Source organism: Bacteroides sp. LFL-34 (assembly GCF_027257075.1).
In the GTDB taxonomy this organism is placed as follows: domain Bacteria; phylum Bacteroidota; class Bacteroidia; order Bacteroidales; family Bacteroidaceae; genus Bacteroides; species Bacteroides ovatus.
Genome location: NZ_JAPQKZ010000029.1, coordinates 53,220 through 77,625, shown reverse-complemented (window position 1 = coordinate 77,625; position 24,406 = coordinate 53,220). Strand labels below are relative to the sequence as shown.

Here is a 24,406-nt window from a genome sequence, read left to right as displayed (position 1 = left end):
CTTATATCAAAATTGTACTTTTAAGTGCCGTCCTCTCTTCATTAAAGTCTCCCAGGCGTACGTTAACCACCCGATTATCCAGTGAATCATCATTTTCCACCTCTACACGGATATAATTCTCCGTAAATCCATGCATCGGAACACCTGTCTTCGATTTTTCCATCAGCACCGGCATTACCTGCCCGATATGACGCGCGTAAAAAGCCTGTGTCTTTTGGTCCGATAGTGTCAACAGACGTTGACTACGTTGATGCTTCTCTTCCGGAGAAACCACATATTCTATTTTTAAGGCTTGCGTTCCAGGACGTTCGGAATAGCTAAACACATGCAACTGCGTCACATCCAGTCCATCAATAAACTGATAAGCCTGTTCAAAGTATTCGGGCGTTTCTCCACGGGTTCCCACAATCACGTCCACTCCGATAAAAGCATCCGGCATCACCTCTTTTATCTTCCTTACTTTCGAAGCAAAAAGAGCAGTGTCATAACGACGGCGCATTAGCTGCAAAACCTCATCACAACCGGATTGCAAAGGGATATGAAAATGAGGCATAAAACTGCGGGAGTGAGACACAAACTCAATAATCGCATCAGTCAACAGATTGGGTTCTATGGAAGAGATACGATAACGTTCGATTCCTTTAACCTGATCCAATGCTTTTACTAAATCAAAGAAACTCTCTCCTGTTGTTTTGCCAAAGTCTCCGATATTCACTCCGGTCAGAACAATTTCTTTTCCTCCCTCGGCAGCCGCTTGACGGGCCTGTTCAACCATGGAAGCAATAGTCCCGTTACGACTTCGTCCCCGGGCAAAAGGAATCGTGCAATAAGAACAAAAGTAATCGCATCCATCCTGCACCTTCAAAAAGAAACGGGTACGGTCTCCCCGTGAACACGAGGGAGAGAATGAACGGATATCTTTGGTCGTCGTAGTGATAGCTTCTCCTTTTTCATGCTTTTGGAGGTCGCCCAGATATTGAAGCAATTCTCCTTTCTGTTCCGCTCCCAACACTACGTCCACTCCATCTATCTTTGCCACATCACCGGGCTTCAATTGCGCATAACATCCGGTCACTACCACAAAAGCACCAGGGTGTTGTTTTACCAGACGATGAATCGCTTGCCGGCATTTCTTATCCGCCATCTCCGTCACCGAACAGGTATTTACCACACAGATATCAGCTTTCTCTCCTTTACGCGCAGTCCGAACTCCTGCCTCACGCAGAATTTTACCAATAGTTGAAGTCTCTGAAAAATTTAATTTGCAGCCTAAAGTATAATAAACGGCTGTCTTATTTTGAAATACAGTGGTATCTATCATAAGCTGTTATAAACACATTAACTTTGCAAAGTTACACATTATTATTAGTAAAACGCTTTTGGATACGAAAGTTTATTCCTATTTTTGCACAATTCACTAAAAAACGTGCAATGATTAAAGAGAATTTCATTAAACTATACGAAAATAGTTTCCGTGAAAATTGGGATCTACCTTGTTACACAGATTATGGAGAAGATACCCAATATACTTATGGGGAGGTAGCTGAAAAAATCGCCCGTTTACATCTGTTATTCAAACATTGTAGCCTCCGCAGAGGGGATAAGATTTCAGTTATCGGCAAAAACAACGCTCACTGGTGCATCGCCTATATGGCAACCATCACGTATGGAGCAATCATTGTTCCCATCCTTCAAGACTTTACCCCCAACGATATTCATCATATCGTCAATCATTCCGAATCTGTATTTCTGTTCACCAGCGACAGCATTTGGGACAATCTGGAAGAGGAAAAACTAACGGGACTGCGAGGCGTATTCTCACTGACCGATTTCCGGTGTCTTTATCAGCGTGACGGAGAAACCATACAGAAGTTTCTGAAAAATACCGATAAAGAAATGCATTCTTTGTATCCGAAAGGATTTGCCCGCGAAGATGTTCAATATACCACTTTATCCAATGATAAAGTGATGCTATTAAACTATACTTCCGGAACCACCGGTTTCAGTAAAGGAGTGATGTTGACAGGGAACAATCTGGCAGGAAATGTCACTTTCGGTATCCGCACCGAACTTCTTAAAAAGGGAGACAAAGTACTCTCTTTCCTCCCACTCGCTCATGCATACGGCTGTGCGTTCGACTTTCTGACTGCAACCGCTGTCGGCACCCATGTCACTCTGCTTGGTAAAACTCCTTCTCCGAAGATTATAATGAAGGCTTTTGAGGAAGTGAAACCCAACCTTATTATTACTGTCCCGCTAGTGATCGAAAAGATATATAAGAATATCATCCAGCCACTCATTAATAAAAAAGGAATGAAGTGGGCACTCAATATTCCGCTGCTCGACACACAGATCTACAACCAGATACGCAAAAGACTGATTGATGCACTGGGAGGTCGGTTTAAGGAAATCATTATCGGCGGCGCCGCTATGGACAAGGAAGTAGAAGAATTCTTCTACAAAATTAAATTCCCTTTTACTATAGGTTACGGTATGACGGAATGTGGGCCACTAATCAGCTATGCCCCTTGGGATGAGTTTGTACTAGGCTCTTCCGGAAAGATTCTGGATATAATGGAAGCGCGTATCTATAAGGAAACCCCGGAAGCAGAAACCGGAGAAATCCAGGTTCGGGGAGAGAATGTGATGGTGGGCTACTACAAGAACCAGGAAGCAACGCAGGAAGTATTCACGCAGGACGGCTGGTTACGTACCGGCGACCTCGGTTCCATGGACAGCAACGGAAATATTTTCATCCGGGGACGACTCAAGACTATGATCTTAAGTTCTAGCGGACAGAATATCTTCCCTGAAGAGTTGGAAACCAAACTGAATAACCTGCCTTTCATTCTCGAAAGTCTTGTTATCGAACGCAATAAAAAATTAGTGGCACTTGTTTATGCCGATTACGAAGCGTTGGATTCTCTCGGATTAAATAATCCGGATAACCTGAAAACAATCATGGATGAAAATCTTAAGAATCTGAACAGCAACGTAGCCGCTTATGAGAAAATCAGCAAGATCCAACTCTACCCTACTGAATTTGAAAAAACGCCCAAAAGAAGCATAAAAAGATACTTATATAACAGTATTGCTGTCGATTAGCATGTTCTAAAACATATAAAAAGGGGAGAAAAGTGCCCAGTTACAAAAAAAAATATAAAAAAAGTTGGCGTTTCGAGAACAACATATTGAAAAAGTACATACCTTTGCATCGTTTTAATAAAGCAATTGATTGTATTACGTTTTTAAAAAGCAAAGAAAATGAAAAAATTAGTTTTGATGGCCGTAGCTATCGTAGCAGTATCATTCGCATCATGTGGTAACAAAGCAGCTGACGCAGCAAAAGCAACTGCAGATTCTATCCGTATCGCTGACTCAATCGCAGCAGTAGAAGCAGCAGCTCTTGAAGCTGAACAAGCAGCAGCCGCAGCAGCAGATTCTTTGAATGCTGATAGCACTGCAACTGAAACTGTAGCTGAATAATTCAGAAACAGCTAGAGAGAATTGAAAGTCTGCCATGCGAAAGCATGCACAGACTTTTTTTTATGCCTTTATCTTATTATTTTAGCAAGCCGCACGTTATTTAGCGTATGAACTTTTCACAAAAGGAGCGTTCAATAAATAATCCAGACTTACTTCTACACTTTCCTCTACCGGAACACTATAACCCTCGATTTCAGCAACGAGATAATTAACGCCTGCAGTTTTTGCATTCTTAAAGATAGCGTCAAAACCTACCATTCCGCTTTGTCCGATCTCTCTGTGATCCTTAACATGGAATATCTTGAAGCGGCCGGGATATTTATTAAAATAATCAACAGGACTGTTTTGTCCGCGAACTACCCAATAAAGGTCCATCTGGAAGAAGACATATTCAGGATTCGTATGTTCCAGCATATAATCATACATTACTTTATCTTCTACTTTCTGAAATTCATGAGCGTGATTATGATATCCAAATGACAAACCTTGTTGTTTGCAACGTTTGCCTATCTCATTAAAATAAGTGCAATATGTATTCAAATCTTTAAGCGTTTTTGGAACATCCATCCAAGGAGCTACGATGTACTTCATTCCTGCAGCTTTATGATCGGCAATACACTGATCCCACCATTGAAGAGACTCTGACAAGTCACCGGAAGCCAATTCTTCTTTGGACAATTGTCTGGTACAATGTGAAGACAAAACTTTTAATCCTGCCGATTCGACATCTTTCTTAAACTGTTGGGGAGTCCGGTCATAAAATTTACCGTTGTTATAATTGGCAGCTTCAACACCGGTATATCCCATGTTTGCCAATTTCTTCAGAAGAGCAGTATAAGTGGGGTCACACTTACCATCTTTATTGTCTACCTTATTCAATATATCTCTGACAGAATAGAGTTGAATAGCTACTTCTTTTTTAGCTTTCTTCTTAGTTTGTGCTGTCATTGCCTGTGGAATCATGAAAAGAGCAGCCAACGCACATAAATAAATTTTTGTTTTCATATAATAGATATCAGGGGATTACAATTATTAGATTTATATAGAAAAAACAGGCACGGATTACACAGACTTCACGGTTACTCTATGGCAATCGCCATTCAAAAAAACGTGAAATACGTGTAACTCGTGCCTTCTTATTACTATTTGATTAGTCCAAAACCTTCACGCGGATGTTGCGGAACCAAACATCATCACCGTGATCTTGCAAACCGATGAAACCTTCGTGATTTTCGCCACCACAGTTATTCAGCAATTCAAATGCCAAAGGCCATTTATCTTCGCTGAACTTACTTGCCTGCAACATATCAGTCCATTGTTTTGTCCACAAATGATATTCAAGTACGTTTTCATCGTTTTGTCCATGAACCACTGTACCTTTATAAACCATAATCTTAGCCTTGTTCCATTCGCCAAACGGTTTAGAGTTTTGAGGAACTGCCGGAATCATGTCATACAAAGAAGCCGACTGACGATTGTTATCTTTACCCAATTTAGCATCCGGATGATTGGCATTATCCAGGATCTGATATTCAGGTGCGGAAATATAAATAGGTTCAATCACATCATTACCATCTTTGTCTTTAGAAGTAACTTCCTGAGCTAAATACAGAATACCTGAATTGCTACCTTTAGCAACCTTCCATTCCAATTCCAACTCGAAGTTTTTAAATTTGTGAGCAAAGATCAAGTCACCACCATCACCGTCTTGAGCTTCACCGCCGCCAGAACCGTTGAATTTGATACAGCCATCTTCGATTGTCCATTTAGTAGGAACACGGTCTTTTCCATAACCACGCCATCCGTTAAATGTTTCACCATCAAAGATTGTGATATAACCATTTTCGTCAACAGGCAGATTCAAACTATCAGTTTCCGGTGCTTTCAATGATTTAGAGTAAGACAATGCAACTTTGCTCGGTTCTTCCTGAGCATTTGCTTTTTTCTGACCACCGCAAGAAGCAAAAACTCCTGCAGCAAGACAACAACAAGCTAATGGATAAAATACTTTTTTCATGATAATAACGATTTAATTTTTTATCTTTAATTTCTAATTTATCTCGGCATATCAGGCAGTCTCCAGCCGTCACGATAAGTATGTTTCACTAATTCAGCAGCAAACTGTTTCGCATTAATCGGATCAGTCCATGTCTTGTCAAATGTCGGATGACCATCATGAATCTTGAATCCGTCTTTGATAACGGTGCGGATCGTTTCGTTATCACCAATATTCGTAAAGCACATGTTAGCTCCATCCCATTCAAGAGTCTTATTCAGCGCTTGCAAACGAATAGCCAATACACCCATTGCCACCATTTCATTCATTGGTCCGGCTTCTGAGAAATCAGACTTAGTCATGATACGGTTAGATTTATTTTCTTTACATGCACGTACCCAGTCCATCTCGTGACCACCGTTCATAGCATTGGGAACACGACGACAAACCTTTGGCGCATTTGGTTTACGACCAGAAAGCAACCAAGGATTCTGTCCATAACATCCGCAAATCAAAGTATCTTTCGTTCCGTGGAAAATAGTCAAACCACCACCACTCTGCATCAGTTGTTTTCCTTCCGGGAATCCTTTCGGACGTTCAGGCATCATACCGCCATCGTACCAATGTACTTCCACTTCAGGCATAGCTACTTTCGGCATATTTTCACGAGCAGGGAAAATCATTTTCACATGCTGTGCCTGCGGAGCACAAGCATTCAACAATAAAGTAGATGACCCTTCCACTTTAGTAGGATATTGCAATTTCAATGCTCTAAACGGCTGATGCAAAATATGGCAAGCCATATCGCCTAATGCACCTGTTCCATAATCCCACCATCCACGCCAGTTCCAAGGATGATAAATAGCATTGTAAGGATTCATTTTAGCAGGACCTGTAAACAAATCCCAATTCAATGTGCTAGGAATTTTATCAACCTTTTCAGGAACATTCAATCCTTGCGGCCAAATAGGACGGTCTGTCGCACATTCCACCTTAGTTATATCACCGATTTCACCATTCCAAATCCATTCGCATACCAAATCCGTACCTTCATCCGATGAACCCTGATTACCCATCTGAGTAACAACACCTGTTGAGGCAGCTAATTTTGTCAATAAACGAGATTCATAAACAGAGTGGGTCAACGGCTTCTGACAGTACACGTGTTTTCCCATTGTCATTGCATCAGCAGTGATGATAGCATGAGTATGGTCGGCAGTTGCAACAATTACACCGTCAATAGATTTACCCATTTCATCATACATTTTACGATAATCCCAGTATTTTTTAGCCTTGGGGAATTCGTCGAACACACCTTTTGCATACTTCCAATCCACATCACAAAGAGCCACAATATTTTCAGTGCCCTTTACGTGATTAATGTTGGCATGTCCCATACCGCCAATACCCACAGCTGCAAGATTTAATTTGTCAGTAGGCGAAATATGCCCGTGACTCATACCTAAAATTGTACTGGGAGCAATGGTTATACCTGCTAAAGCAGCGGCTCCCGTTTTGAGAAATTTTCTCCTCGAAATGTTTGACATGATTTTATTTGTTTAAGGGTTAATAATCTTTGGAAGGTTGCCGTGCAACAATCCATATCCATTTTTCATGTTTTTTCTTCGTTCGCGTATTTGCTCCAAAGTGCGCAAATTACCAATAGCGGGCAAATCGTGTTTGCGGGTATCTTTCAAGAATGTCCACGCATATTCGGATGCAATAGCCGAATCGCGCATTAGCGGTAATCGTGAACTGCGTTTTCCGGTTTCTACCGAATCAGCAAACAGGTCACACAACACGTCTATATTCTTGCCGCCGAAAGGTTTCTCTACACGGATGGTCTGATTGACACCGTGTAGGTCGACAACAGCAGTATTGAAGTCATGCGTCATACGCACAACCCCTTTTGTACCTATAATATCTACATACGAATTATGTGTCTGGTCTTTAGATAATTGCCCATAAACAAATCCTTGGGTAATATCAAAAACGACCCCGTTTTGAAAAGTTCCGTGACATTGCACCCACCAAGGATCCTTGTAGTTCCACATATTCACTCCCTGAGCATTCCATGTTCTATAATCACATCCTGCATACCAACGGGTAATATCTACATAATGCATTCCACAATCATGGAAAGCAGGTCCCTCATACTCATGACCTTCACCTGGTGCCAAGCCGGGAGTCATGTGACAAATACGAATAATAGCCAGCTCTCCGATTTCCCCTTGCTGGATATATTCCTTCATTAAATTATGATACCAGGAATTTCGCAGATACAGATTTACCGTAGAAATGAGATTTGTGTTTTCTGTCATTTCTACAACTTTCCACTCATTTTCCATTGTATCTGCAACTGGTTTTTCTGAAATAATGTGTTTGCCGTAACGAATAGCTTTTTCTATTTGTTCCATCCGCGAGTCAGCCAAAGTGAAAAGTCCGACTACCTGCACACTTTCATCCTCAAAAATCTTTTGATTATCTTCTACTATAATAGAGTTAGGGGAAAGCTTTTTAGCCAACTGACGTGATGCCGGATCGGTATCACAAATATAAGCAATATTCCACCGATCACTTTTAGTCATCGCTTCCCAGTAGAATCTTCCCATCCTACCAAAACCGATAATTCCAACTTTAATTCTCGTGTCTACTGAAGATTGCGTGTTCATAATTAAACATAGTGAATTTAAGTACAAATAATAGATAAAACATCAACTTCTAACTACCAAACTGGTGAGCTAAAAACTGATATTGCAAATCTAGCCAAATAAATAACGGCTTATTTGACTTACACTACTTTATGTAGATATAAAATTAGTTCTTTTTACTATTAATCAACAACTTAGATAACTTGACACATCAAAAAAATGTAGATGATTTGGAAAGTATTATAATGTTAAAATGATAATTATATCTCTTGTGTTGAACTAATTTTCATAATTTCATTCTCAAATTCATCCCTGTCGACGGCTGCTTTATTTCTCATCTTCGTACGATAATTATAAACCGTACTTGTAGAGCAACGGAGAAAGTTCGCTATCTTTCCACTATCCGTAATACCCAAGCGTAATAAAGCATAAATACGAAGTTCTCTATTCAATAAAGCGTCCGGTTTTAAAATAATTTTCTCTTCATCTTTCAACAGAGCGTTAAAATCAGAAACAAAAGTGGGATACAAACCTAAGAAGACCTTATCAAAACGAGTGTATAAAGCGCCAAGCTCTTCATCAATAAGCGCAGATGATTTTAGCTTCTTAATCAGTTCATCATAGTATTTATTAATAGCTATTTTATACAGCATATTCTGATATTTCTCCATTTTATGGATATAACTAAAACAGACATCAAAGAATTCGGCTATGTAATACTCTTTTATACTATTAATTTCACACAACTGATTATTTGTATCATTCAGCTGGCTGTTCATGCTATTCAGCTTGTTGTTCAATCGCAAAAGCTCCTCATTACTCTGTGCCAATGCCTGTTTTATTTTCAACGTCTTTTTCATTTGAATATAGATGAAAAGCACCAACAGGACTAAAAGAAAAAGGATAATACTTGTAGAAATAAGAAAAGTAGTCAGATGCGACCGTGATCTGGCCTGCTCCGCCTGATAAGCTGTATTAATAATAGAATTGAATTTATAAATTTCGATGGCCCGGAAATGAATACCGGAAGATATAACGTCATCGATAGCGGACTGTGTAAATTTAAAGGCATCAGCTAAATTCTGTTCATCATAAGCTATCAATGCAAGAGATTGCAGGGATGCATTTTCCCGCGTAGCATTCCGGGTATCGGCTATTGCCGACAACATCAAATATTTTTTTTCCTCATCATACTTTTTCTGATGGTGACATAACCTGGAATATGAATGAGTTATCATAGCATAATTGGGCGTCCCCACTTCCTCAATCTCCATCAGTTCTTTATAAATTTCTTTCGATTTCAGCGTATCACGCCAAATATAATAAGAAGCCTGGGACATTCGATAATCCCAAGAAGTGTGGTCAATGAGGGCAAACAGAGAATCTTGATAAGCAGCCTGCTGCTTGCCATACAGATTATTGGCGACAGAAATCGAATAGTGTCCCCAAAAACTGGAATAAGTTTGATAATAGTTTATTAATAAATCTCTGGGAAGTTCTGAAGTCTTTATACTTTTCAAAATAATCTCCGCTTCGCGGAACCTGCCACACATCGAATATAAAAGGCTAAGATGTAAAGACGACTGGTTGGTGAAATAAGGTCTATTCAACTGGCGGGAAATCTCAATATTGCGATCAACATAATGGATGGCTGAATCAATATGAAACTTTTTATATTCGTTATATAACCGTAGATTGATTCTATATTCTCCTTCAAGAGTCAAACCGGGACTTTTCAACATACATTTTATCCGGTTTATCCGATCCTCTTTCTCTTTAACAAAGACGTGTTTTTCATCTATCACTCTACGCAAAGAATCAGTCAATAGTTTCAACTCATTATTTGCATAAAGAACACTGCCAATTCCCAAAGCAATCAGCAGAAGCAAAAACCTCTTCTTTAGAAAACAATAGTTGAATTTCATAATAGTAATAGCAAAGATAACAAAAAAAAGCGATTTATTCGTTCAGAACAAATCGCTTTTCATATATGAAGTAAATTTGCTCTTATTCAGCAACTACCTCGAAAGGAATTTCTACCGAAACCTCCTTGTGAAGCTTAACGATAGCCTTGTAGCTACCAACTTCTTTCACAGCGTCTTTTACAACGATGATCTTTCTGTCAACTTCATGACCCAGTTTAGACAATGCTTCAGCAATCTGGATGTTACCAACAGAACCGAAGATAGTACCGGTTGAGCTAACTTTAGTTGCGATAGTCAAAGAAACGCCTTCCAACTTAGCAGCCATAGCTTCAGCATCTTTCTTGATTTTCTCAAGTTTGTGAGCGCGCTGTTTCAGTTCTTCAGCCAACATTTTCTTTGCAGAAGGAGAAGCGATGATAGCTTTTCCAGTCGGGATCAGATAATTACGACCGTATCCGGATTTCACGTTTACGATATCGTTCTTATAACCCAAGTTTACTACGTCTTCTTTTAATATAATTTCCATACTTTTCCTCCTTCTTATTTCATCATGTCAGTTACATAAGGCAGCAATGCCAAGTGACGAGCTCTCTTCACAGCCTGCGCGATACGACGTTGGAACTTCAAAGAAGTACCTGTAATACGACGCGGAAGGATTTTTCCTTGTTCATTCAAGAATTTCTTCAAGAATTCAGGATCTTTGTAGTCGATATACTTAATACCACTCTTTTTGAAACGGCAGTACTTTTTCTTCTTAACGTCTACTGACGGCGGAGTTAAATATCTGATTTCTGATTGAACTTGTTGTGCCATGATTAATCCTCCTTTTTGTTTGATTTAACACTTCTTCTTTTTGCAGCGTATTCAGCAGCATACTTATCCATCTTGAAAGTCAAGAAACGGATTACGCGTTCATCACGACGGAAATTAATTTCCAGCTTGTCAATTACAGTAGGATCTGCATTGAACTCAATCAGTTGATAAAAACCTGTAGACTTTTTCTGAATTGGGTAAGCCAATTTCTTCAGTCCCCAGTTTTCTTCATTAATAATCTCAGCACCTTCAGCTTGAAGAACGCCTTTGAATTTTTCTACCGCTTCCTTCATCTGAACATCAGATAAAACGGGAGTTAAAATGAAAACGGTTTCGTATTGATTCATACTTCGTTTAATTAAATAAATAAATTATTTGATTTTAAATGCGGGTGCAAAGTTAGACATTTTATTTTGAACTACAAATATTTAATCTTTTTTTGTATCCGAAGATAGGATTTATCCGGGAAGAGACTTACCTTTGCAAAGTTGTTTAAACAATAATTTCATGATAGAGCAATTTAATTTCGACATTCGACTTATATTTGCCATATTAAATGGCAAAGTTTCTGCGGCAATCAACCGGAAACTGTACCGTAACTTCCGTCAGAACGGATTGGAAATCAGTCCCGAACAATGGACGGTACTCATTTTCCTGTGGGAAAAAGACGGCGTGACGCAACAAGAGTTGTGTAATGCAACTTTTAAAGACAAGCCCAGCATGACCCGTTTGATAGATAATATGGAACGGCAACATCTTGTTGTGCGCATTTCCGATAAAAAAGACCGCCGCACCAACCTGATCCATCTGACCAAAGACGGAAAAGAACTGGAGGAAAAAGCGCGTGTCATTGCCGGACAGACTCTGAAAGAGGCTCTTCACGGTATCACTCTCGACGAATTGAGCATTGGACAGGAGGTACTGAAAAAGGTGTTCTACAATACAAAAGATTAGATAGAAGAACTTCTCTCCAAATCATAAAATCCACTAAATCGTGCATTTATAATGGAATTTTTATCCAAATAATTTCGCCCGTTAAAGAATTATGCTTTAATTTGTGACTGGAATATTATAATCTATTAAAATACACACACATGAAAGGTTTATTAAAGAACTTAGGATTGATATTAATCTTGGTCGGAGTAGTCATCCTGCTGGCTTGTTCCTTTACAGGAAATGTAAACAACAACGCCATCCTGGGTACTTCAGTAGTACTTGTAGTACTGGGACTCATTTCTTATATTGTTATTAATAAGAAGATCGCTGATTAATTTCGCAAAATCAATAAAAAATCCCGGAAACGAATGTTCCCGGGATTTTTTATTTAGAGTTATCTCAAACGCAATCATTAAGATTCAACTTCCGGAGTAATCAGCTTATAGCCTTTTCCGTGAATATTGATAATTTCGATTGAATCGTCTTCTTTCAGATGCTTACGCAATTTCGTGATATACACGTCCATACTACGGGCATTGAAATAGTTATCGTCAATCCAGATTGTTTTCAGAGCGAAGTCACGTTGCAAAATCTCATTGGCATGTGCACAAAGCAATCCGAGCAGTTCAGACTCTTTGGTAGTCAGCTTAGTTTGTTTGCCTTCTGACGACAGAATTTGTTTCTGTGTGTCGAAAGTAAACTTACCAATCTTATAGATATTGCTTTCTTTGTTCTTCTTTCCACGAACACGTCTCAAGATCGCTTCAATTCTGAATGTCAATTCTTCCATACTAAACGGTTTGGTGATATAATCATCCGCACCGATTTTAAAGCCTTCCAGAATATCTTCTTTCAGCGTTTTGGCCGTCAGGAAGATAATAGGAATTTCAGCATTTGCTGCACGGACATCCTGTGCCAGTGTGAAGCCGTCTTTTTTAGGCATCATCACGTCAAACACGCACAAGTCATATTTATTCTTCAAGAAAGCCTTATAACCGGCTTCTCCATCAGGATATAACTCAGCAGAATAACCTTTTGCCTGTAGATATTCTCTTAAAAGCATGCCAAGATTTTCGTCATCCTCGCACAATAAAATACGCAGTTTCTCGTCCATATCAATTATTTTTTAATAAAGGTAATGCAATAATAAATTTAGTTCCCACGTTCAGGTCGCTTTCCGCCCGGATGGTTCCCTTATGATCCAATATAATTTTTCTCACATAAGCCAATCCCAGTCCAAAGCCCTTCACATCGTGCAGATTACCCGTATGTACACGATAGAACTTTTCAAATATCTTTTTCAGGTTCTCTTTTTTGATACCGATACCATTATCCTGTATCGAAATCATCAGTTTACCCGACTCATTCCACGTTCTCACTTTCAGTTCCAGATCCTCTTCCGGTTTCTTATATTTCACCGCGTTATCCATCAGATTAAAGATTACATTCGTGATATGCATCTCGTCTGCAAATATAACAGGATCAGTGGCCTCAAGGTTCGATGTTATCTTACCATTATACCGTTCCACTTTCAGCGCAAAGGTATTGATAACTCCTGCTATTAATTCATTCGCATCAATCTCCTTCATCTTCAAAGTGGCCTTCTGACGTTCGAACATCGACATCTGGAGCACCTTTTCCACCTGGAAGCGCAAGCGCTTGGTTTCATCATTAATCACTCCCGATATATGCTGGAACATCTGTGGAGATTTTCCCACCGCCGGATCTTTCAACATCTGGGCTGCTAATGAAATGGTAGATATCGGTGTTTTAAATTCGTGCGTCATATTATTGATAAAGTCATTCTTCATTTCCGTCAGTTTCTTTTGCCGGAATACGATATAAATCGTAAAGATGAATGTCACTAACAATACCAGTGTAAATATCAGCGACGGAATCATGAAACTGATGGAGTCAAAGATATAATCTTTCTTCCCCGGAAAGTGCACTTTCAAGATACTCATTTTTGCAGGCGGGTCATTCTTGAACAATGCCTGCTGATAAGCGTCTTCACTTCCCTTTGCCTCATAATCCGCACAACGGTAGACTTCCCTTCCGTCTTTGTCGATCACTGTAAAGTGATAAGGCAAATCTATACTATTATTATATAAGCTCGATTTCAGATAGTCATCCAGTTCTTTAAACCGTACTCTGTCTCCAATCGACTTGTCACTTCCCCGGTAAATCATCTGCCAGGCCACTTCATCGAGTAATGCCCGTTGATACATATACCGATTCTTGATGGCTTCCACTAATGAACGCGAAGTTTCCGGAATGGTCTTTGTCCCCCTGTAAGGAGAAATCATAGCCTTCGGAAGCTCGGAGGGCTTAGTGGTCATCACTTTCAGCTCAAAATCCGAATATACTTTTCCATCCTTAGACTTCACTGTAAACCGCTGCGTTTGCTGAATCAAGTTGTCTTGTTGTATGGAAGCATTATTCGCAATCAGCGCTTTTCTTTCTGCTTCTGAAATATCTTCGATCAACCAACGTCTGGTCTCTGCATATTCCACATCCTTGGAAACCTGATCCAGGCTATTGCGTACAGCCGAATCAAACTGTTCCTTACGGGTTTTCATCATTTCCTCTATATAACTTACCTGCAAATACAGCAAGCTAAGGAAGGAAAGCCCCATTACAATACCTAATATCCAAATTGTTGACTTCTTCATAGCAACAAAATTAACACTCCCTAATTAACACTCCTAATGCATTAACTTGATTTAACCGGAACTTCCCGGAAATTAACCGTAAGGAGCTATTTAGGTTGTATTCTGATTACTACAACAATAAAACCCCTCCTTTGGTTTGCAAATTTAATAAAAAATTAAATCTTCTCCTTGTGTTTTTCCATCTTTATTAATCATAGTTAAACAAAAACCGCCCCCTTTTACTTAAAAAAGGCGGCGGTTTTAACGTTTTAGTTGATTCTTTATGCCTAACAGATGATAAATACCGAATATTATAGTGAATATTCAATCAATTATCACCTATCATTTATACTTATTCTTCAGTTTGTTTAGCTTCAAAGTCCTTCATTAACTTATCTTGAACATCCGTCGGAACAAGCTCATAACTAGAGAATTTCATAATGAACGAAGCACGTCCACCCGTGAGAGAGCTAAGCGCCGTAGAATAAGACGACATTTCTTTCAAAGGTACTTTAGCAACCAGTTTCTCAAAACCTTTTTCGCTACTCATACCCATAATCATGGCACGACGTCCCTGAAGATCTCCCATCACATCTCCCATCCTATCAGACGGAACGAACACTTCTACATCATAAATCGGTTCCAGAATTTTCGGACCGGCATTCTTGAAGGCTTCACTAAAGGCATTACGTCCGGCAAGCATAAAGGAGATTTCATTCGAATCTACCGGGTGCATCTTACCATCGTAAACAATAACGCGCACGTCACGAGCATACGAACCCGTCAACGGTCCTTGCTCCATACGAGACATAATACCTTTCATAATAGCAGGCAAGAAGCGGGCATCGATAGAACCACCGACGATACTGTTAACAAACACCAGTTTACCACCCCATTCCAATGGTATCTCTTCCGTGCCTCTCACGGTAATCTTAAATTCCTGTCCATTAAACTTATATGTTTCAGGCACAGGCATACCTTCTTTATAAGGTTCTACGATCAGGTGAACTTCACCAAACTGGCCGGCACCACCGGACTGTTTCTTATGACGATAGTCGGCACGGGCAGCCTTTGTAATCGTTTCACGATATGGAATCTTCGGTTCTTCATATTTTACCTGAAGTTTTTCGTTGTTTTCCAAACGCCATTTCAAGGTACGAAGATGGAATTCTCCCTGACCGTGTACCAAAGTCTGTTTCAGTTCTTTTGATTGCTCGATCACCCAGGTAGGATCTTCTTCGCGCATACGGTTCAGGATACTCATCATCTTTTCCACATCCGCTTCATTCACCGGCTTAATGGCACGGGTATATTTAGAGTTCGGATATTTGATAAAATTGAATTTGTAGTCACAATCCTTACCATTCAGCGTATTACCGGTTTTCACGTCTTTCAGTTTCACGGCAGCACCGATATCACCGGCCTGCAATTCTTCCACCTTGACACGGTTACCACCAGCTACCACATAGATTTGCGCGATACGTTCCTTCGAACCACGGTCGGCATTCAGCAAATCGTCTCCCTCATGAACTTTGCCGCTCATTACTTTAAAATAGGAAACTTCACCGATATGCGGTTCCACACTTGTCTTGAAGAAATAAAGAGATTCCGGTCCATTGGAGTCAGGAGCCACTTCTTTACCTTCCGTATTCTGTACCTTCGGCATTTCAGATACAAAAGGAACAACGTTGCCCAAGAATTCCATCAAGCGGCGAACGCCCATATCTTTACCTCCGCAAACACAGAATACAGGGAACATACCTCTGGCGATCAATCCCTTACGGATGCCTTCACGCATTTCGTCTTCTGACAGGGAATCTTGCTCGAAGAATTTCTCCATCAGATTTTCATCATTCTCGGCAGCAGCTTCTACCAACGCTTTGTGCATTTCCATGGCCTTATCCATTTCTTCTGCCGGAATATCTTCGATTGTCGGAGCCCCTCCTTCGGGTTTCCATGAGTATTTCTTCATCAACAATACGTCGATCAGCGCATTAAAGCCCGGACCGGTAGCTATCGGATATTGAATGGGAACAACCTTAGAGCCGTATGCCTCTTTCAGCTGTTCGAGGATATTATCATAATCGCATTTTTCATTATCAAGCTGGTTGACTAGAAAAATAACAGGTTTATTCAGCTTTTCTGTATAACGGAAGTGATTTTGTGTACCGACTTCGACGCCGTATTGGCCATTGAGAAGGATAATTGCTGTGTCGGTCACATTTAGTGCAGTCACTGTGCTGCCTACGAAGTCGTCCGATCCCGGACAGTCAATAATATTAAGTTTTTTGTTATTCCATTCTACATGGAGAACGGTGGAGAAAACGGAGTAACCATACTCTTGTTCAACAGGAAAATAATCGCTAACTGTGTTTTTTGCGGCAACAGATCCGCGACGTTTTATAACACCACTCTCGAAAAGCATCGCTTCCACGAGAGTGGTTTTCCCAGAGCCAGAACTTCCCAACAAGGCAATGTTCTTGATTTCATTAGTCTGATATACTTTCATAATATATAAGATTTTAGTAATTACTCAGTATGTTTCTCACATACCATTAATTTTGTGATGCGCAAATTAGGGATTAATTGGGGGAAAAGCAACACTTATGGCAGTGTTACTAAACAATGTTATGTAACACATCTTTAACATGAACATTTTCGAATCGGGTTAAAAATTATTTTCGCATGGCTATAAACTAATTTCATAGTTGCAACGAGTAATCCGGCACGATGTTATTTTTAGTTGTTTTCCTTTCATACAATAGTTTCCCCGTTGCCTAATCAGTTTTCGTTTGACTTAAGTCAAGCGATAGTTTAACTTAAGTCATTCTATCGTTTGACTTAAGTCAAACGAAAACCCGGCTACAAGTTCGAATCTTATTTATAAAAGAAAAGATCTTAAATTCAGCATTGCAGGAAATTATCTTCTACTAATCGATGGGAGAATTATCTATTTAGCGTATTCCTGCCCCACTATAAATAATTTCCGTCAACAGCTTTTTTGATATATCTAATAATAGTCTTACTTTTACACCCACAAACCCAAACAGCATAACTATGGCAGGTATCTATCTTCATATTCCTTTTTGCAAAACGCGCTGCATCTACTGCGACTTCTACTCAACCACTCGCAGCGAACTCAAAACCCGTTATGTACAGGCTCTCTGCCGGGAGTTGGCGATGCGTAAAGAATACCTGAAAGGAGAAGATATAGAAACTATTTATTTCGGTGGCGGAACCCCGTCTCAACTGGAAAAAGAGGATTTTGAACAGATATTTGATACCATCCGCGAGCACTACGGATTGAATCATTGTCAGGAAATCACTCTGGAAGCTAATCCGGATGATTTATCGCAGGAATATCTGGAAATGCTTTCCTCACTTCCTTTCAACCGCCTCAGCATGGGAATACAGACTTTTGATGACGCTACGCTCAAACTATTGAGACGCCGCCACAATGCCCGTACAGCCATCGAAGCAATTGACAGATGCCGGAAAGCCGATTTCCAGAACATCAGTATCGACCTAATTTACGGATTGCCCGGAGAAACAAAAGAACGATGGGAAAACGATCTCCGTCAGGCTATCAGTCTGAATGTAGAGCATATCTCCGCCTATCACTTGATTTATGAGGAAGATACACCTATATATAATATGTTAAAACAGCACCAGATATCCGAGGTAGACGAAGACTCCAGTTTAGAATTTTTCACATTACTGATAGAGCATTTGCAGAAAGCAGGATTTGAACACTATGAGATTTCCAATTTTTGCCGCCCCGGAAAATATTCCCGCCACAACACTTCCTATTGGAAAGGAATAGCCTATCTGGGATGCGGACCATCGGCACATTCTTTTGACGGAATGACACGGGAATGGAATGTGTCTTCAATCGACACCTATATAAAAGGTATAGAAGAAGACTGTCGTGCTTTCGAGACAGAGTATCTGGACCCAACCACCCGCTACAACGAATTTATTATCACTACCATACGTACCGTATGGGGAACACCTATAGAGAAACTGAAACAGATGTTCGGCAATGAAATGTGGGAGTATTGTCAAAAAATGGCTGCACCTTATCTGAAAAATGGTAAACTGGAGGAATACAACGGGGCTTTGCGCCTGACGCGTGAAGGTATTTTCATTTCCGACAGTATAATGAGTGATTTACTTTGGGTAGACTAACCAAACAAACAAGAAGCCGATGACCGAATCAGAAGTAAGAAAGTTATTGCGGCAAATGAAAGAACTGGAATCGCAGACTGCTTTCCGGGACTTTTACAACATGACTTATGACCGTCTCTTTCGTATTGCCTATTATTATGTGAAACAGGAAGAATGGTCGCAGGAAATCGTTCTCGATGTATTCCTGAAACTATGGAAGCAACGCAGCAATTTGCTCGATGTGAGAAACATTGAAGATTATTGTTTCATTCTCGTCAAAAATGCTTCGCTCAATTATCTGGAAAAAGAATCAAGACATACGCTTATTCATCCCGATTCTCTGCCGGAGCCTCAAGAACAAAGCTATTCACCGGAAGAATCGCTCATCAGTGAAGAACTGTTCGCTCTTTACGTAAAAGCACTCGACCGGCTTCCGGATCGTTGCAGGGAAGTGTTCATCCGCATCCGTGAAGAAAAACAGAGTTACGCACAAGTAGCAGAAGAATTAGGCATCAGCATGAATACAGTGGACGCACAACTTCAGAAAGCAATCACACGTTTAAAAGAGATGATTAGCCGGGCCGAAATAGATTAACATTCTTTTAGACAAAGAGCGTAGGGAGTTTCTGTCCCCCTCCGGTCTTTATCAACAAATAAGTCAATCAATCACTAAAAAAGACAGAAAATGAAAAAGCTAAATGACGCAAACATGGGAATCTTTGTCCTTCTTTCAGTTTGTCTGTGCCTGTTTTCATGCAACAATGACAACGACAACCTACCAAAGGACTATGCAGGATTTGAACATTCGAAGGAAACAGTAGAATGTGAAAGCGACAAATCCGAATGTGAGTTGAAAATTAAAATTGTTGCAACAGAAAAAACAAAAGAAGACCGGACGGTAGTACTTGCCACACCCCCTCCGGTAGTAGGACAAGCAGCAGTGGTACAGCTAACAGAAAAGAAAGTAATCATCAAAGCGGGTAAGAAGTCAGCAACAACTGTCATAAAAATCTATCCTAAACAGATGATATTGAAGAAGCAGAATGTCACTTTATCCTGCACTCCCCAGTGGAAAGAAGGAGGAATCAGCAAACTGACCATTCTGTTGAAACGAAAATAATAGATCAAGAGCAATACAGAAAAAAGATGAAATACACCGATACGGAATTAGAAGAAATACTGAACAAGCTCGTCGCTTCCACACGTTCACCGCGAGGACGGTTTTCAGCAACAGCCAGTTACCCGGAACTAGAGAAAAGACTGAAGTCACATACCCGGCGTCTGACACTGATACGTACTTTCTCGGCAGCGGCGGCAGTAGCTCTACTTTGCCTATCGGTATGGACAGCCTATTTATATATGCAACCGGTCACGATACAAACGGTTTCCACCTTGGCAGAGACACGCACAGTCTGTCTTCCTGATGGCAGCACCGTCACTCTCAACCATTATTCTTCACTTTCTTATCCTGAAAAGTTCAAATCGGACAAGCGGGAAGTGAAACTAAATGGGGAGGCTTATTTTGAAGTAAACAAGAACAAAAAACATCCGTTTATCGTGCAGACTGAAACGATTGACGTTCAGGTGTTGGGAACTCACTTCAACGTAGATGCCTATCAGAACAATCCGGATGTAAAGACAACGTTATTGACAGGTTCGGTAGCAGTCAGCAATAAAAGCAAGTCAGTTCGTGTGATTTTGAAACCGAATGAGATTGCTATATATAATAAGGTGGAAGAAAAACTCACCCGCAAGGTTTTAGAAAACGTAGAAGATGAAATTTCCTGGCGGCAGGGAGAGTTTATATTCGACGACCTACCTTTGCAGGAGATTGCCCGCGAACTATCCAATTCATTCGGAGCAACGATCCACATAGCCGACACGGCTTTGCAAAATTACCGGATCACAGCACGCTTCCGCAATGGAGAAGATCTGGCAACTATTTTATCTGTATTACATAATGCCGGTTATTTCGACTACTCACAAAACAAGAAACAGATTATTATCACTGCTAAACCAGACTAAGATGAATATTATATTCCAAGATCGCTTCCCTGTCAGAACCATTGTTCTGATAGGGGTAGCACTCCTTATCACCACACAAATATACGCGCAAAATGCGGACGCCCGACTTTCGCTGACACTACGAAACGCCACATTGAAAGAATTCGTCAAACGGATTGAGAATTCAACCGGATATTCTTTTATCTACAGTGAGGAAATTACCATAAAACATAAAATCAATTTGCAGGTAAAGGATAAGCCTTTGCGTGAGATACTTGACCTTGCGTTCAAAAATGAGCAGATCAGTTATCAGTTCACCGGCCGGCATATCCTCCTGCAAAAGAAAAAAGAATCAAAAACTGTAAGCCGCAAGTTCACTATCAGCGGATATGTCACTGATGGGACGTCTTCCGAGACGTTGATTGGAACCAACATCATTGAGAGTCATCAAAATCAAGGAACAACCACCAATCCTTACGGTTTTTACAGCATCACCCTGCCCGAAGGAGAAACCGAACTGCGTTTCTCCTATCTGGGCTATGCCACAGAAGCGCATCATTTTACGCTCTCACAAGACACATTACTAAATATCCGCATGCAGGGTAACACGCAATTGCAGGAAGTAGTCATCGTTTCCGACAAAACCGAGACAGGAACTATAGCCACCCAGATGGGATCTATCGAGATTCCAATGACGCAAATAAAAAATACTCCGAGCATACTGGGAGAGGCAGATGTAATGAAAGCCATCCAACTGATGCCCGGCGTACAGGCAGGAGTAGATGGATCTGCCGGACTGTATATACGTGGTGGAAGCCCGGATCAAAATCTAATCTTACTTGACGGGATTCCTGTATATAACGTAGACCATATGTTCGGATTCTTTTCGGTTTTTACTCCGGAAGCCGTCAAAAAAGTAACACTATTCAAAAGTTCTTTTCCGGCACGTTTCGGCGGACGGCTTTCTTCTGTCATCGACGTCCGTACCAATGACGGAGATATGCAGAAATACCACGGCACACTTAGTATCGGACTACTAACTAGCAAAATCAACCTGGAAGGTCCGATTGTGAAAGGGAAAACGTCTTTCAATATTTCCGCCAGACGTTCGTATGTCGACCTCATCGCTAAACCATTCATGCCGGATGACGAGGAATACAGTTATTATTTTTATGACATCAATGCCAAAATCAATCATAAATTCTCCGACCGGAGCCGCGTCTATCTATCTGCCTACAATGGAAAGGATCATTTTGCTGCCAATTATGATGGAAATACAGATTTCAAAGACGGAAGCAAAATGAATTGGGGAAACACGATTCTTTCTGCCAGATGGAACTATGTATTCAACAACCGTTTATTCTGCAATACGACAGTCTCCTACAGCAACTATTTATTCGACATCAACTCATATACCAACAATCAATATCTCGGCAGTAGCGGTACATCATTTACCAACCGGTATTCAGCCGATTACCGTTCGGGAATCAATGATTGGAATTACCAGATCGACTTCGATTATAATCCATCTCCCAAACACCACCTCAAATTTGGAACAGGATATATCTATCATCGTTTCCGCCCGGAAGTTATGACCTCTAAAATCTCCAATAAGACAGGAGATAAAATAGACCTGGACACAACCTACCACAGCATAGCCAACAACCGGATTTACGGACATGAGTTATCCGCTTACCTGGAAGACAACATCAAGATGAATGATCGTCTGCGCCTGAATCTCGGACTGCATTTCTCATTGTTTCATGTGCAAAAACAAAGTTACTTTTCCTTGCAACCACGTGTTTCCGCACGCTATCAATTGGGAAAAGATGTAACCCTGAAAGCATCTTATACCCAAATGAGCCAATATGTACATTTACTATCGTCAATGCCCATTGCCATGCCTACGGATTTATGGGTTCCGGTCACTAAAAAGATCAAGCCAATGCGCTCCCACCAATATTCATTGGGCGGATACTATACGGGAATCAAAGGATGGGAATTCTCGGTAGAAGGGTATTATAAGGATATGTATAATGTGCTGGAATATAAGGAAGGCGTCAGTTTCTTCGGTTCTTCCTCCGGTTGGGAAAACAAAGTGGAAATGGGCAAAGGACGTTCGGCCGGCATTGAGTTTATGGCACAGAAAACCCTTGGAAGAACAACGGGATGGTTGTCCTACACTTTATCCAAAAGTGATCGTCAGTTTGCCAAAGGCGGTATCAACAATGGTGAACGGTTCCCATATAAATATGACCGAAGACACAATATCAACCTGACAATCAACCATAAGTTCAGCGACCGTATCGACATCGGTGCTTCCTGGGTGTTCTATACAGGTGGAACAAGTACAATCCCTGAAGAGAAAACCGCTGTCATCCGTCCTAGTGACGGCACAAACAACGGATTTGGAGGAGGATATGGATATGGAGGTTATTTTGATTCAAACATAACTTCACCCACCATCGGAGAAGCTTCATATGTGGAGCATCGTAATAATTATCGGTTACCAGCCAGTCACCGGTTGAATGTGGGAGTCAATTTCAACAAAAAGACCAAACATGGTATGCGTACCTGGAATATCAGTCTGTATAATGCATATAATGCGATGAATCCTACCTTTGTATATCGTAGCACCAGCAAAAACGATCCCAACAAACCGATTATCAAGAAGTATACTATACTTCCATTAATTCCATCATTCACTTACACTTATAAATTCTAAACCCATTATGAGAACTCGTATATGTTATCCATTTATCCTGTTAATAGCATTGCTGACAACAGTTTCTTGCGAAAACGAACTCCCTTTTAGTGTAAAGGACAATCCCCCCAAACTAGTGATGAACGCACTAATCAACGCAGACAGTCTGACCAACGTTCTCTATCTCAATTTCACGGGAAGAGGATACGCCACTCATGTAGAAAATGCCACGGTGGAAGTACGTGTTAACGGACAGTTATCAGAAAGTTTACGTCCGCTCCCACCCCAAACGGAAGGAGATATGCAATGCCGTTTCCATATTTCCAGCAAATTTACTCCCGGAGATGTAGTTCGTATCGACGCCCTCACAGACGACGGACAATATCACGCATGGGCTGAAGTGACCGTACCACAGCGTCCACATGAAATAGCTGATATCGATACGGTCACCATTCCAATGACAAAGTATTATTATACGCAGAATTTTCTCCGATACAAAATCAATATCAAAGATCGATCCAACGAAGATAATTACTACCGGCTTATCATGGATAAGCAAATGACAGTGAAAGACTATAATGAAGAAACAGGAGAATTTGTCAGCCGGACAATACATCGCTATCATTTTATATCCCGCGAGGATATTGTGCTGACAGACGGACAGCCCACCAACAGCGATGACGAAGACAACGGCATGTTCGACACCGTAAAGAATATATATGGTGTATTCGACGACTCACGATTCAAAAATACATCTTACACAATGACGGTTTACAACCAGACAGATATTGACGGATTTCCTGAATACGGCACCAATGTAAAGATGGATATTATTGTACGTCTTTTAAGCATCACGGAAACAGAATATTACTATCTGAAAGCACTTAACCTGGTAGATTCCGACGCTTACGATGAAACAATAAATGAACCAATCAAGTACCCCAGCAATGTACATGGAGGAATTGGGATGATTGGAATCAGTACGGAGACAAGTAAGATCATTCATATAGAAAAACCACAACGATGAAAACAAATCATAAATTATGGATAGCAGACTGCGATAAACCGTAGTT

Annotated in this window: 22 protein-coding genes; 10 read left to right on the top strand and 12 right to left on the bottom strand. The window is 40.6% G+C overall.

Annotated features, from left to right (window positions below; all coding sequences use genetic code 11):
* Position 1: 1 nt before the first annotated feature.
* Positions 2–1,321, bottom strand: coding sequence for a tRNA (N(6)-L-threonylcarbamoyladenosine(37)-C(2))-methylthiotransferase MtaB (gene mtaB / locus N5O98_RS17170; protein WP_117512101.1), 1,320 nt, complete (start codon positions 1,319–1,321; stop codon positions 2–4).
* A gap of 110 nt (positions 1,322–1,431) precedes the next feature.
* On the opposite strand from mtaB, the gene N5O98_RS17165 reads away from it, so the two are divergent.
* On the top strand, positions 1,432–3,105 hold the full coding sequence (locus N5O98_RS17165; RefSeq protein WP_117512100.1) for a long-chain fatty acid--CoA ligase: 1,674 nt from the start codon (positions 1,432–1,434) through the stop codon (positions 3,103–3,105).
* Positions 3,106–3,264: 159 nt separating this feature from the next.
* Complete coding sequence (locus tag N5O98_RS17160) at positions 3,265–3,486, top strand: hypothetical protein (protein WP_004306615.1); 222 nt, start codon at positions 3,265–3,267, stop codon at positions 3,484–3,486.
* Between the two features lie 96 nt (positions 3,487–3,582).
* On the opposite strand, the gene N5O98_RS17155 is transcribed toward N5O98_RS17160, so the two are convergent.
* From N5O98_RS17155 to rpsF, 8 genes are all read right to left on the bottom strand, one after another.
* Complete coding sequence (locus tag N5O98_RS17155) at positions 3,583–4,491, bottom strand: sugar phosphate isomerase/epimerase family protein (RefSeq protein WP_022199214.1); 909 nt, start codon at positions 4,489–4,491, stop codon at positions 3,583–3,585.
* Between the two features lie 145 nt (positions 4,492–4,636).
* Positions 4,637–5,503, bottom strand: a complete 867-nt coding sequence (locus N5O98_RS17150) for a 3-keto-disaccharide hydrolase (protein ID WP_022199213.1) — start codon at positions 5,501–5,503, stop codon at positions 4,637–4,639.
* Positions 5,504–5,541: 38 nt separating this feature from the next.
* Positions 5,542–7,029: a Gfo/Idh/MocA family oxidoreductase gene (locus N5O98_RS17145; protein WP_022199212.1), complete on the bottom strand. Its 1,488-nt coding sequence runs from the start codon at positions 7,027–7,029 to the stop codon at positions 5,542–5,544.
* A gap of 12 nt (positions 7,030–7,041) precedes the next feature.
* The gene (locus N5O98_RS17140; protein WP_004299332.1) at positions 7,042–8,154 is read right to left on the bottom strand and encodes a Gfo/Idh/MocA family protein; all 1,113 of its coding nucleotides are present in this window, start codon (positions 8,152–8,154) and stop codon (positions 7,042–7,044) included.
* Between the two features lie 239 nt (positions 8,155–8,393).
* The gene (locus tag N5O98_RS17135; protein ID WP_118161218.1) at positions 8,394–10,058 is read right to left on the bottom strand and encodes a DUF6377 domain-containing protein; all 1,665 of its coding nucleotides are present in this window, start codon (positions 10,056–10,058) and stop codon (positions 8,394–8,396) included.
* Positions 10,059–10,140: 82 nt separating this feature from the next.
* Positions 10,141–10,584: a 50S ribosomal protein L9 gene (gene rplI, locus N5O98_RS17130; RefSeq protein WP_004307965.1), complete on the bottom strand. Its 444-nt coding sequence runs from the start codon at positions 10,582–10,584 to the stop codon at positions 10,141–10,143.
* A 14-nt stretch (positions 10,585–10,598) separates the two neighbouring features.
* Positions 10,599–10,871, bottom strand: a complete 273-nt coding sequence (gene rpsR, locus N5O98_RS17125) for a 30S ribosomal protein S18 (protein WP_004307964.1) — start codon at positions 10,869–10,871, stop codon at positions 10,599–10,601.
* A gap of 2 nt (positions 10,872–10,873) precedes the next feature.
* Positions 10,874–11,218, bottom strand: coding sequence for a 30S ribosomal protein S6 (rpsF, locus tag N5O98_RS17120; protein WP_004299329.1), 345 nt, complete (start codon positions 11,216–11,218; stop codon positions 10,874–10,876).
* Positions 11,219–11,378: 160 nt separating this feature from the next.
* On the opposite strand from rpsF, the gene N5O98_RS17115 reads away from it, so the two are divergent.
* Together N5O98_RS17115 and N5O98_RS17110 are read left to right on the top strand one after the other, a co-directional pair.
* The gene (locus tag N5O98_RS17115) at positions 11,379–11,825 is read left to right on the top strand and encodes a MarR family winged helix-turn-helix transcriptional regulator (protein ID WP_004299328.1); all 447 of its coding nucleotides are present in this window, start codon (positions 11,379–11,381) and stop codon (positions 11,823–11,825) included.
* 140 nt (positions 11,826–11,965) lie between these two features.
* The gene (locus N5O98_RS17110) at positions 11,966–12,142 is read left to right on the top strand and encodes a hypothetical protein (RefSeq protein ID WP_004299327.1); all 177 of its coding nucleotides are present in this window, start codon (positions 11,966–11,968) and stop codon (positions 12,140–12,142) included.
* A 77-nt stretch (positions 12,143–12,219) separates the two neighbouring features.
* Here N5O98_RS17110 and rprY read toward each other — a convergent pair whose 3' ends face one another.
* From rprY to N5O98_RS17095, 3 genes are all read right to left on the bottom strand, one after another.
* Complete coding sequence (rprY, locus tag N5O98_RS17105; protein ID WP_004299326.1) at positions 12,220–12,921, bottom strand: response regulator transcription factor RprY; 702 nt, start codon at positions 12,919–12,921, stop codon at positions 12,220–12,222.
* 1 nt (position 12,922) lies between these two features.
* A complete protein-coding gene (locus tag N5O98_RS17100; protein ID WP_118161219.1) occupies positions 12,923–14,479 on the bottom strand; it encodes a sensor histidine kinase in 1,557 nt (518 codons plus the stop codon).
* A 331-nt stretch (positions 14,480–14,810) separates the two neighbouring features.
* Entirely contained in the window at positions 14,811–16,967 is a 2,157-nt protein-coding gene (locus tag N5O98_RS17095) for an elongation factor G (protein WP_004299324.1), read from the bottom strand.
* A gap of 548 nt (positions 16,968–17,515) precedes the next feature.
* On the opposite strand from N5O98_RS17095, the gene hemW reads away from it, so the two are divergent.
* The 6 genes from hemW to N5O98_RS17065 all read left to right on the top strand — a co-directional run bounded on the left by hemW (position 17,516) and on the right by N5O98_RS17065 (position 24,360).
* Entirely contained in the window at positions 17,516–18,646 is a 1,131-nt protein-coding gene (gene hemW, locus N5O98_RS17090; RefSeq protein ID WP_118161220.1) for a radical SAM family heme chaperone HemW, read from the top strand.
* Positions 18,647–18,665: 19 nt separating this feature from the next.
* Positions 18,666–19,220, top strand: coding sequence for an RNA polymerase sigma-70 factor (locus N5O98_RS17085; RefSeq protein ID WP_118161221.1), 555 nt, complete (start codon positions 18,666–18,668; stop codon positions 19,218–19,220).
* A 90-nt stretch (positions 19,221–19,310) separates the two neighbouring features.
* Entirely contained in the window at positions 19,311–19,745 is a 435-nt protein-coding gene (locus N5O98_RS17080) for a hypothetical protein (RefSeq protein WP_004307961.1), read from the top strand.
* A 26-nt stretch (positions 19,746–19,771) separates the two neighbouring features.
* On the top strand, positions 19,772–20,650 hold the full coding sequence (locus N5O98_RS17075; RefSeq protein ID WP_118161222.1) for a FecR family protein: 879 nt from the start codon (positions 19,772–19,774) through the stop codon (positions 20,648–20,650).
* 1 nt (position 20,651) lies between these two features.
* The gene (locus N5O98_RS17070) at positions 20,652–23,354 is read left to right on the top strand and encodes a TonB-dependent receptor (RefSeq protein ID WP_118161223.1); all 2,703 of its coding nucleotides are present in this window, start codon (positions 20,652–20,654) and stop codon (positions 23,352–23,354) included.
* 7 nt (positions 23,355–23,361) lie between these two features.
* Positions 23,362–24,360, top strand: a complete 999-nt coding sequence (locus tag N5O98_RS17065; RefSeq protein WP_004307958.1) for a DUF4249 domain-containing protein — start codon at positions 23,362–23,364, stop codon at positions 24,358–24,360.
* Positions 24,361–24,406: the final 46 nt, after the last annotated feature.

Coding starts and splice junctions, on each gene's coding strand:
- N5O98_RS17100 (WP_118161219.1), bottom strand. CDS start 14,479: ATGAAGAAGTCAACAATTTGGATATTAGGTATTGTAATGGGGCTTTCC.
- rprY (WP_004299326.1), bottom strand. CDS start 12,921: ATGGACGAGAAACTGCGTATTTTATTGTGCGAGGATGACGAAAATCTT.
- N5O98_RS17150 (WP_022199213.1), bottom strand. CDS start 5,503: ATGAAAAAAGTATTTTATCCATTAGCTTGTTGTTGTCTTGCTGCAGGA.
- rplI (WP_004307965.1), bottom strand. CDS start 10,584: ATGGAAATTATATTAAAAGAAGACGTAGTAAACTTGGGTTATAAGAAC.
- rpsF (WP_004299329.1), bottom strand. CDS start 11,218: ATGAATCAATACGAAACCGTTTTCATTTTAACTCCCGTTTTATCTGAT.
- mtaB (WP_117512101.1), bottom strand. CDS start 1,321: ATGATAGATACCACTGTATTTCAAAATAAGACAGCCGTTTATTATACT.
- N5O98_RS17075 (WP_118161222.1), top strand. CDS start 19,772: ATGAAATACACCGATACGGAATTAGAAGAAATACTGAACAAGCTCGTC.
- N5O98_RS17155 (WP_022199214.1), bottom strand. CDS start 4,491: ATGAAAACAAAAATTTATTTATGTGCGTTGGCTGCTCTTTTCATGATT.
- rpsR (WP_004307964.1), bottom strand. CDS start 10,871: ATGGCACAACAAGTTCAATCAGAAATCAGATATTTAACTCCGCCGTCA.
- N5O98_RS17165 (WP_117512100.1), top strand. CDS start 1,432: ATGATTAAAGAGAATTTCATTAAACTATACGAAAATAGTTTCCGTGAA.
- N5O98_RS17110 (WP_004299327.1), top strand. CDS start 11,966: ATGAAAGGTTTATTAAAGAACTTAGGATTGATATTAATCTTGGTCGGA.
- hemW (WP_118161220.1), top strand. CDS start 17,516: ATGGCAGGTATCTATCTTCATATTCCTTTTTGCAAAACGCGCTGCATC.
- N5O98_RS17095 (WP_004299324.1), bottom strand. CDS start 16,967: ATGAAAGTATATCAGACTAATGAAATCAAGAACATTGCCTTGTTGGGA.
- N5O98_RS17085 (WP_118161221.1), top strand. CDS start 18,666: ATGACCGAATCAGAAGTAAGAAAGTTATTGCGGCAAATGAAAGAACTG.
- N5O98_RS17160 (WP_004306615.1), top strand. CDS start 3,265: ATGAAAAAATTAGTTTTGATGGCCGTAGCTATCGTAGCAGTATCATTC.
- N5O98_RS17140 (WP_004299332.1), bottom strand. CDS start 8,154: ATGAACACGCAATCTTCAGTAGACACGAGAATTAAAGTTGGAATTATC.
- N5O98_RS17115 (WP_004299328.1), top strand. CDS start 11,379: ATGATAGAGCAATTTAATTTCGACATTCGACTTATATTTGCCATATTA.
- N5O98_RS17070 (WP_118161223.1), top strand. CDS start 20,652: ATGAATATTATATTCCAAGATCGCTTCCCTGTCAGAACCATTGTTCTG.
- N5O98_RS17080 (WP_004307961.1), top strand. CDS start 19,311: ATGAAAAAGCTAAATGACGCAAACATGGGAATCTTTGTCCTTCTTTCA.
- N5O98_RS17065 (WP_004307958.1), top strand. CDS start 23,362: ATGAGAACTCGTATATGTTATCCATTTATCCTGTTAATAGCATTGCTG.
- N5O98_RS17145 (WP_022199212.1), bottom strand. CDS start 7,029: ATGTCAAACATTTCGAGGAGAAAATTTCTCAAAACGGGAGCCGCTGCT.
- N5O98_RS17135 (WP_118161218.1), bottom strand. CDS start 10,058: ATGAAATTCAACTATTGTTTTCTAAAGAAGAGGTTTTTGCTTCTGCTG.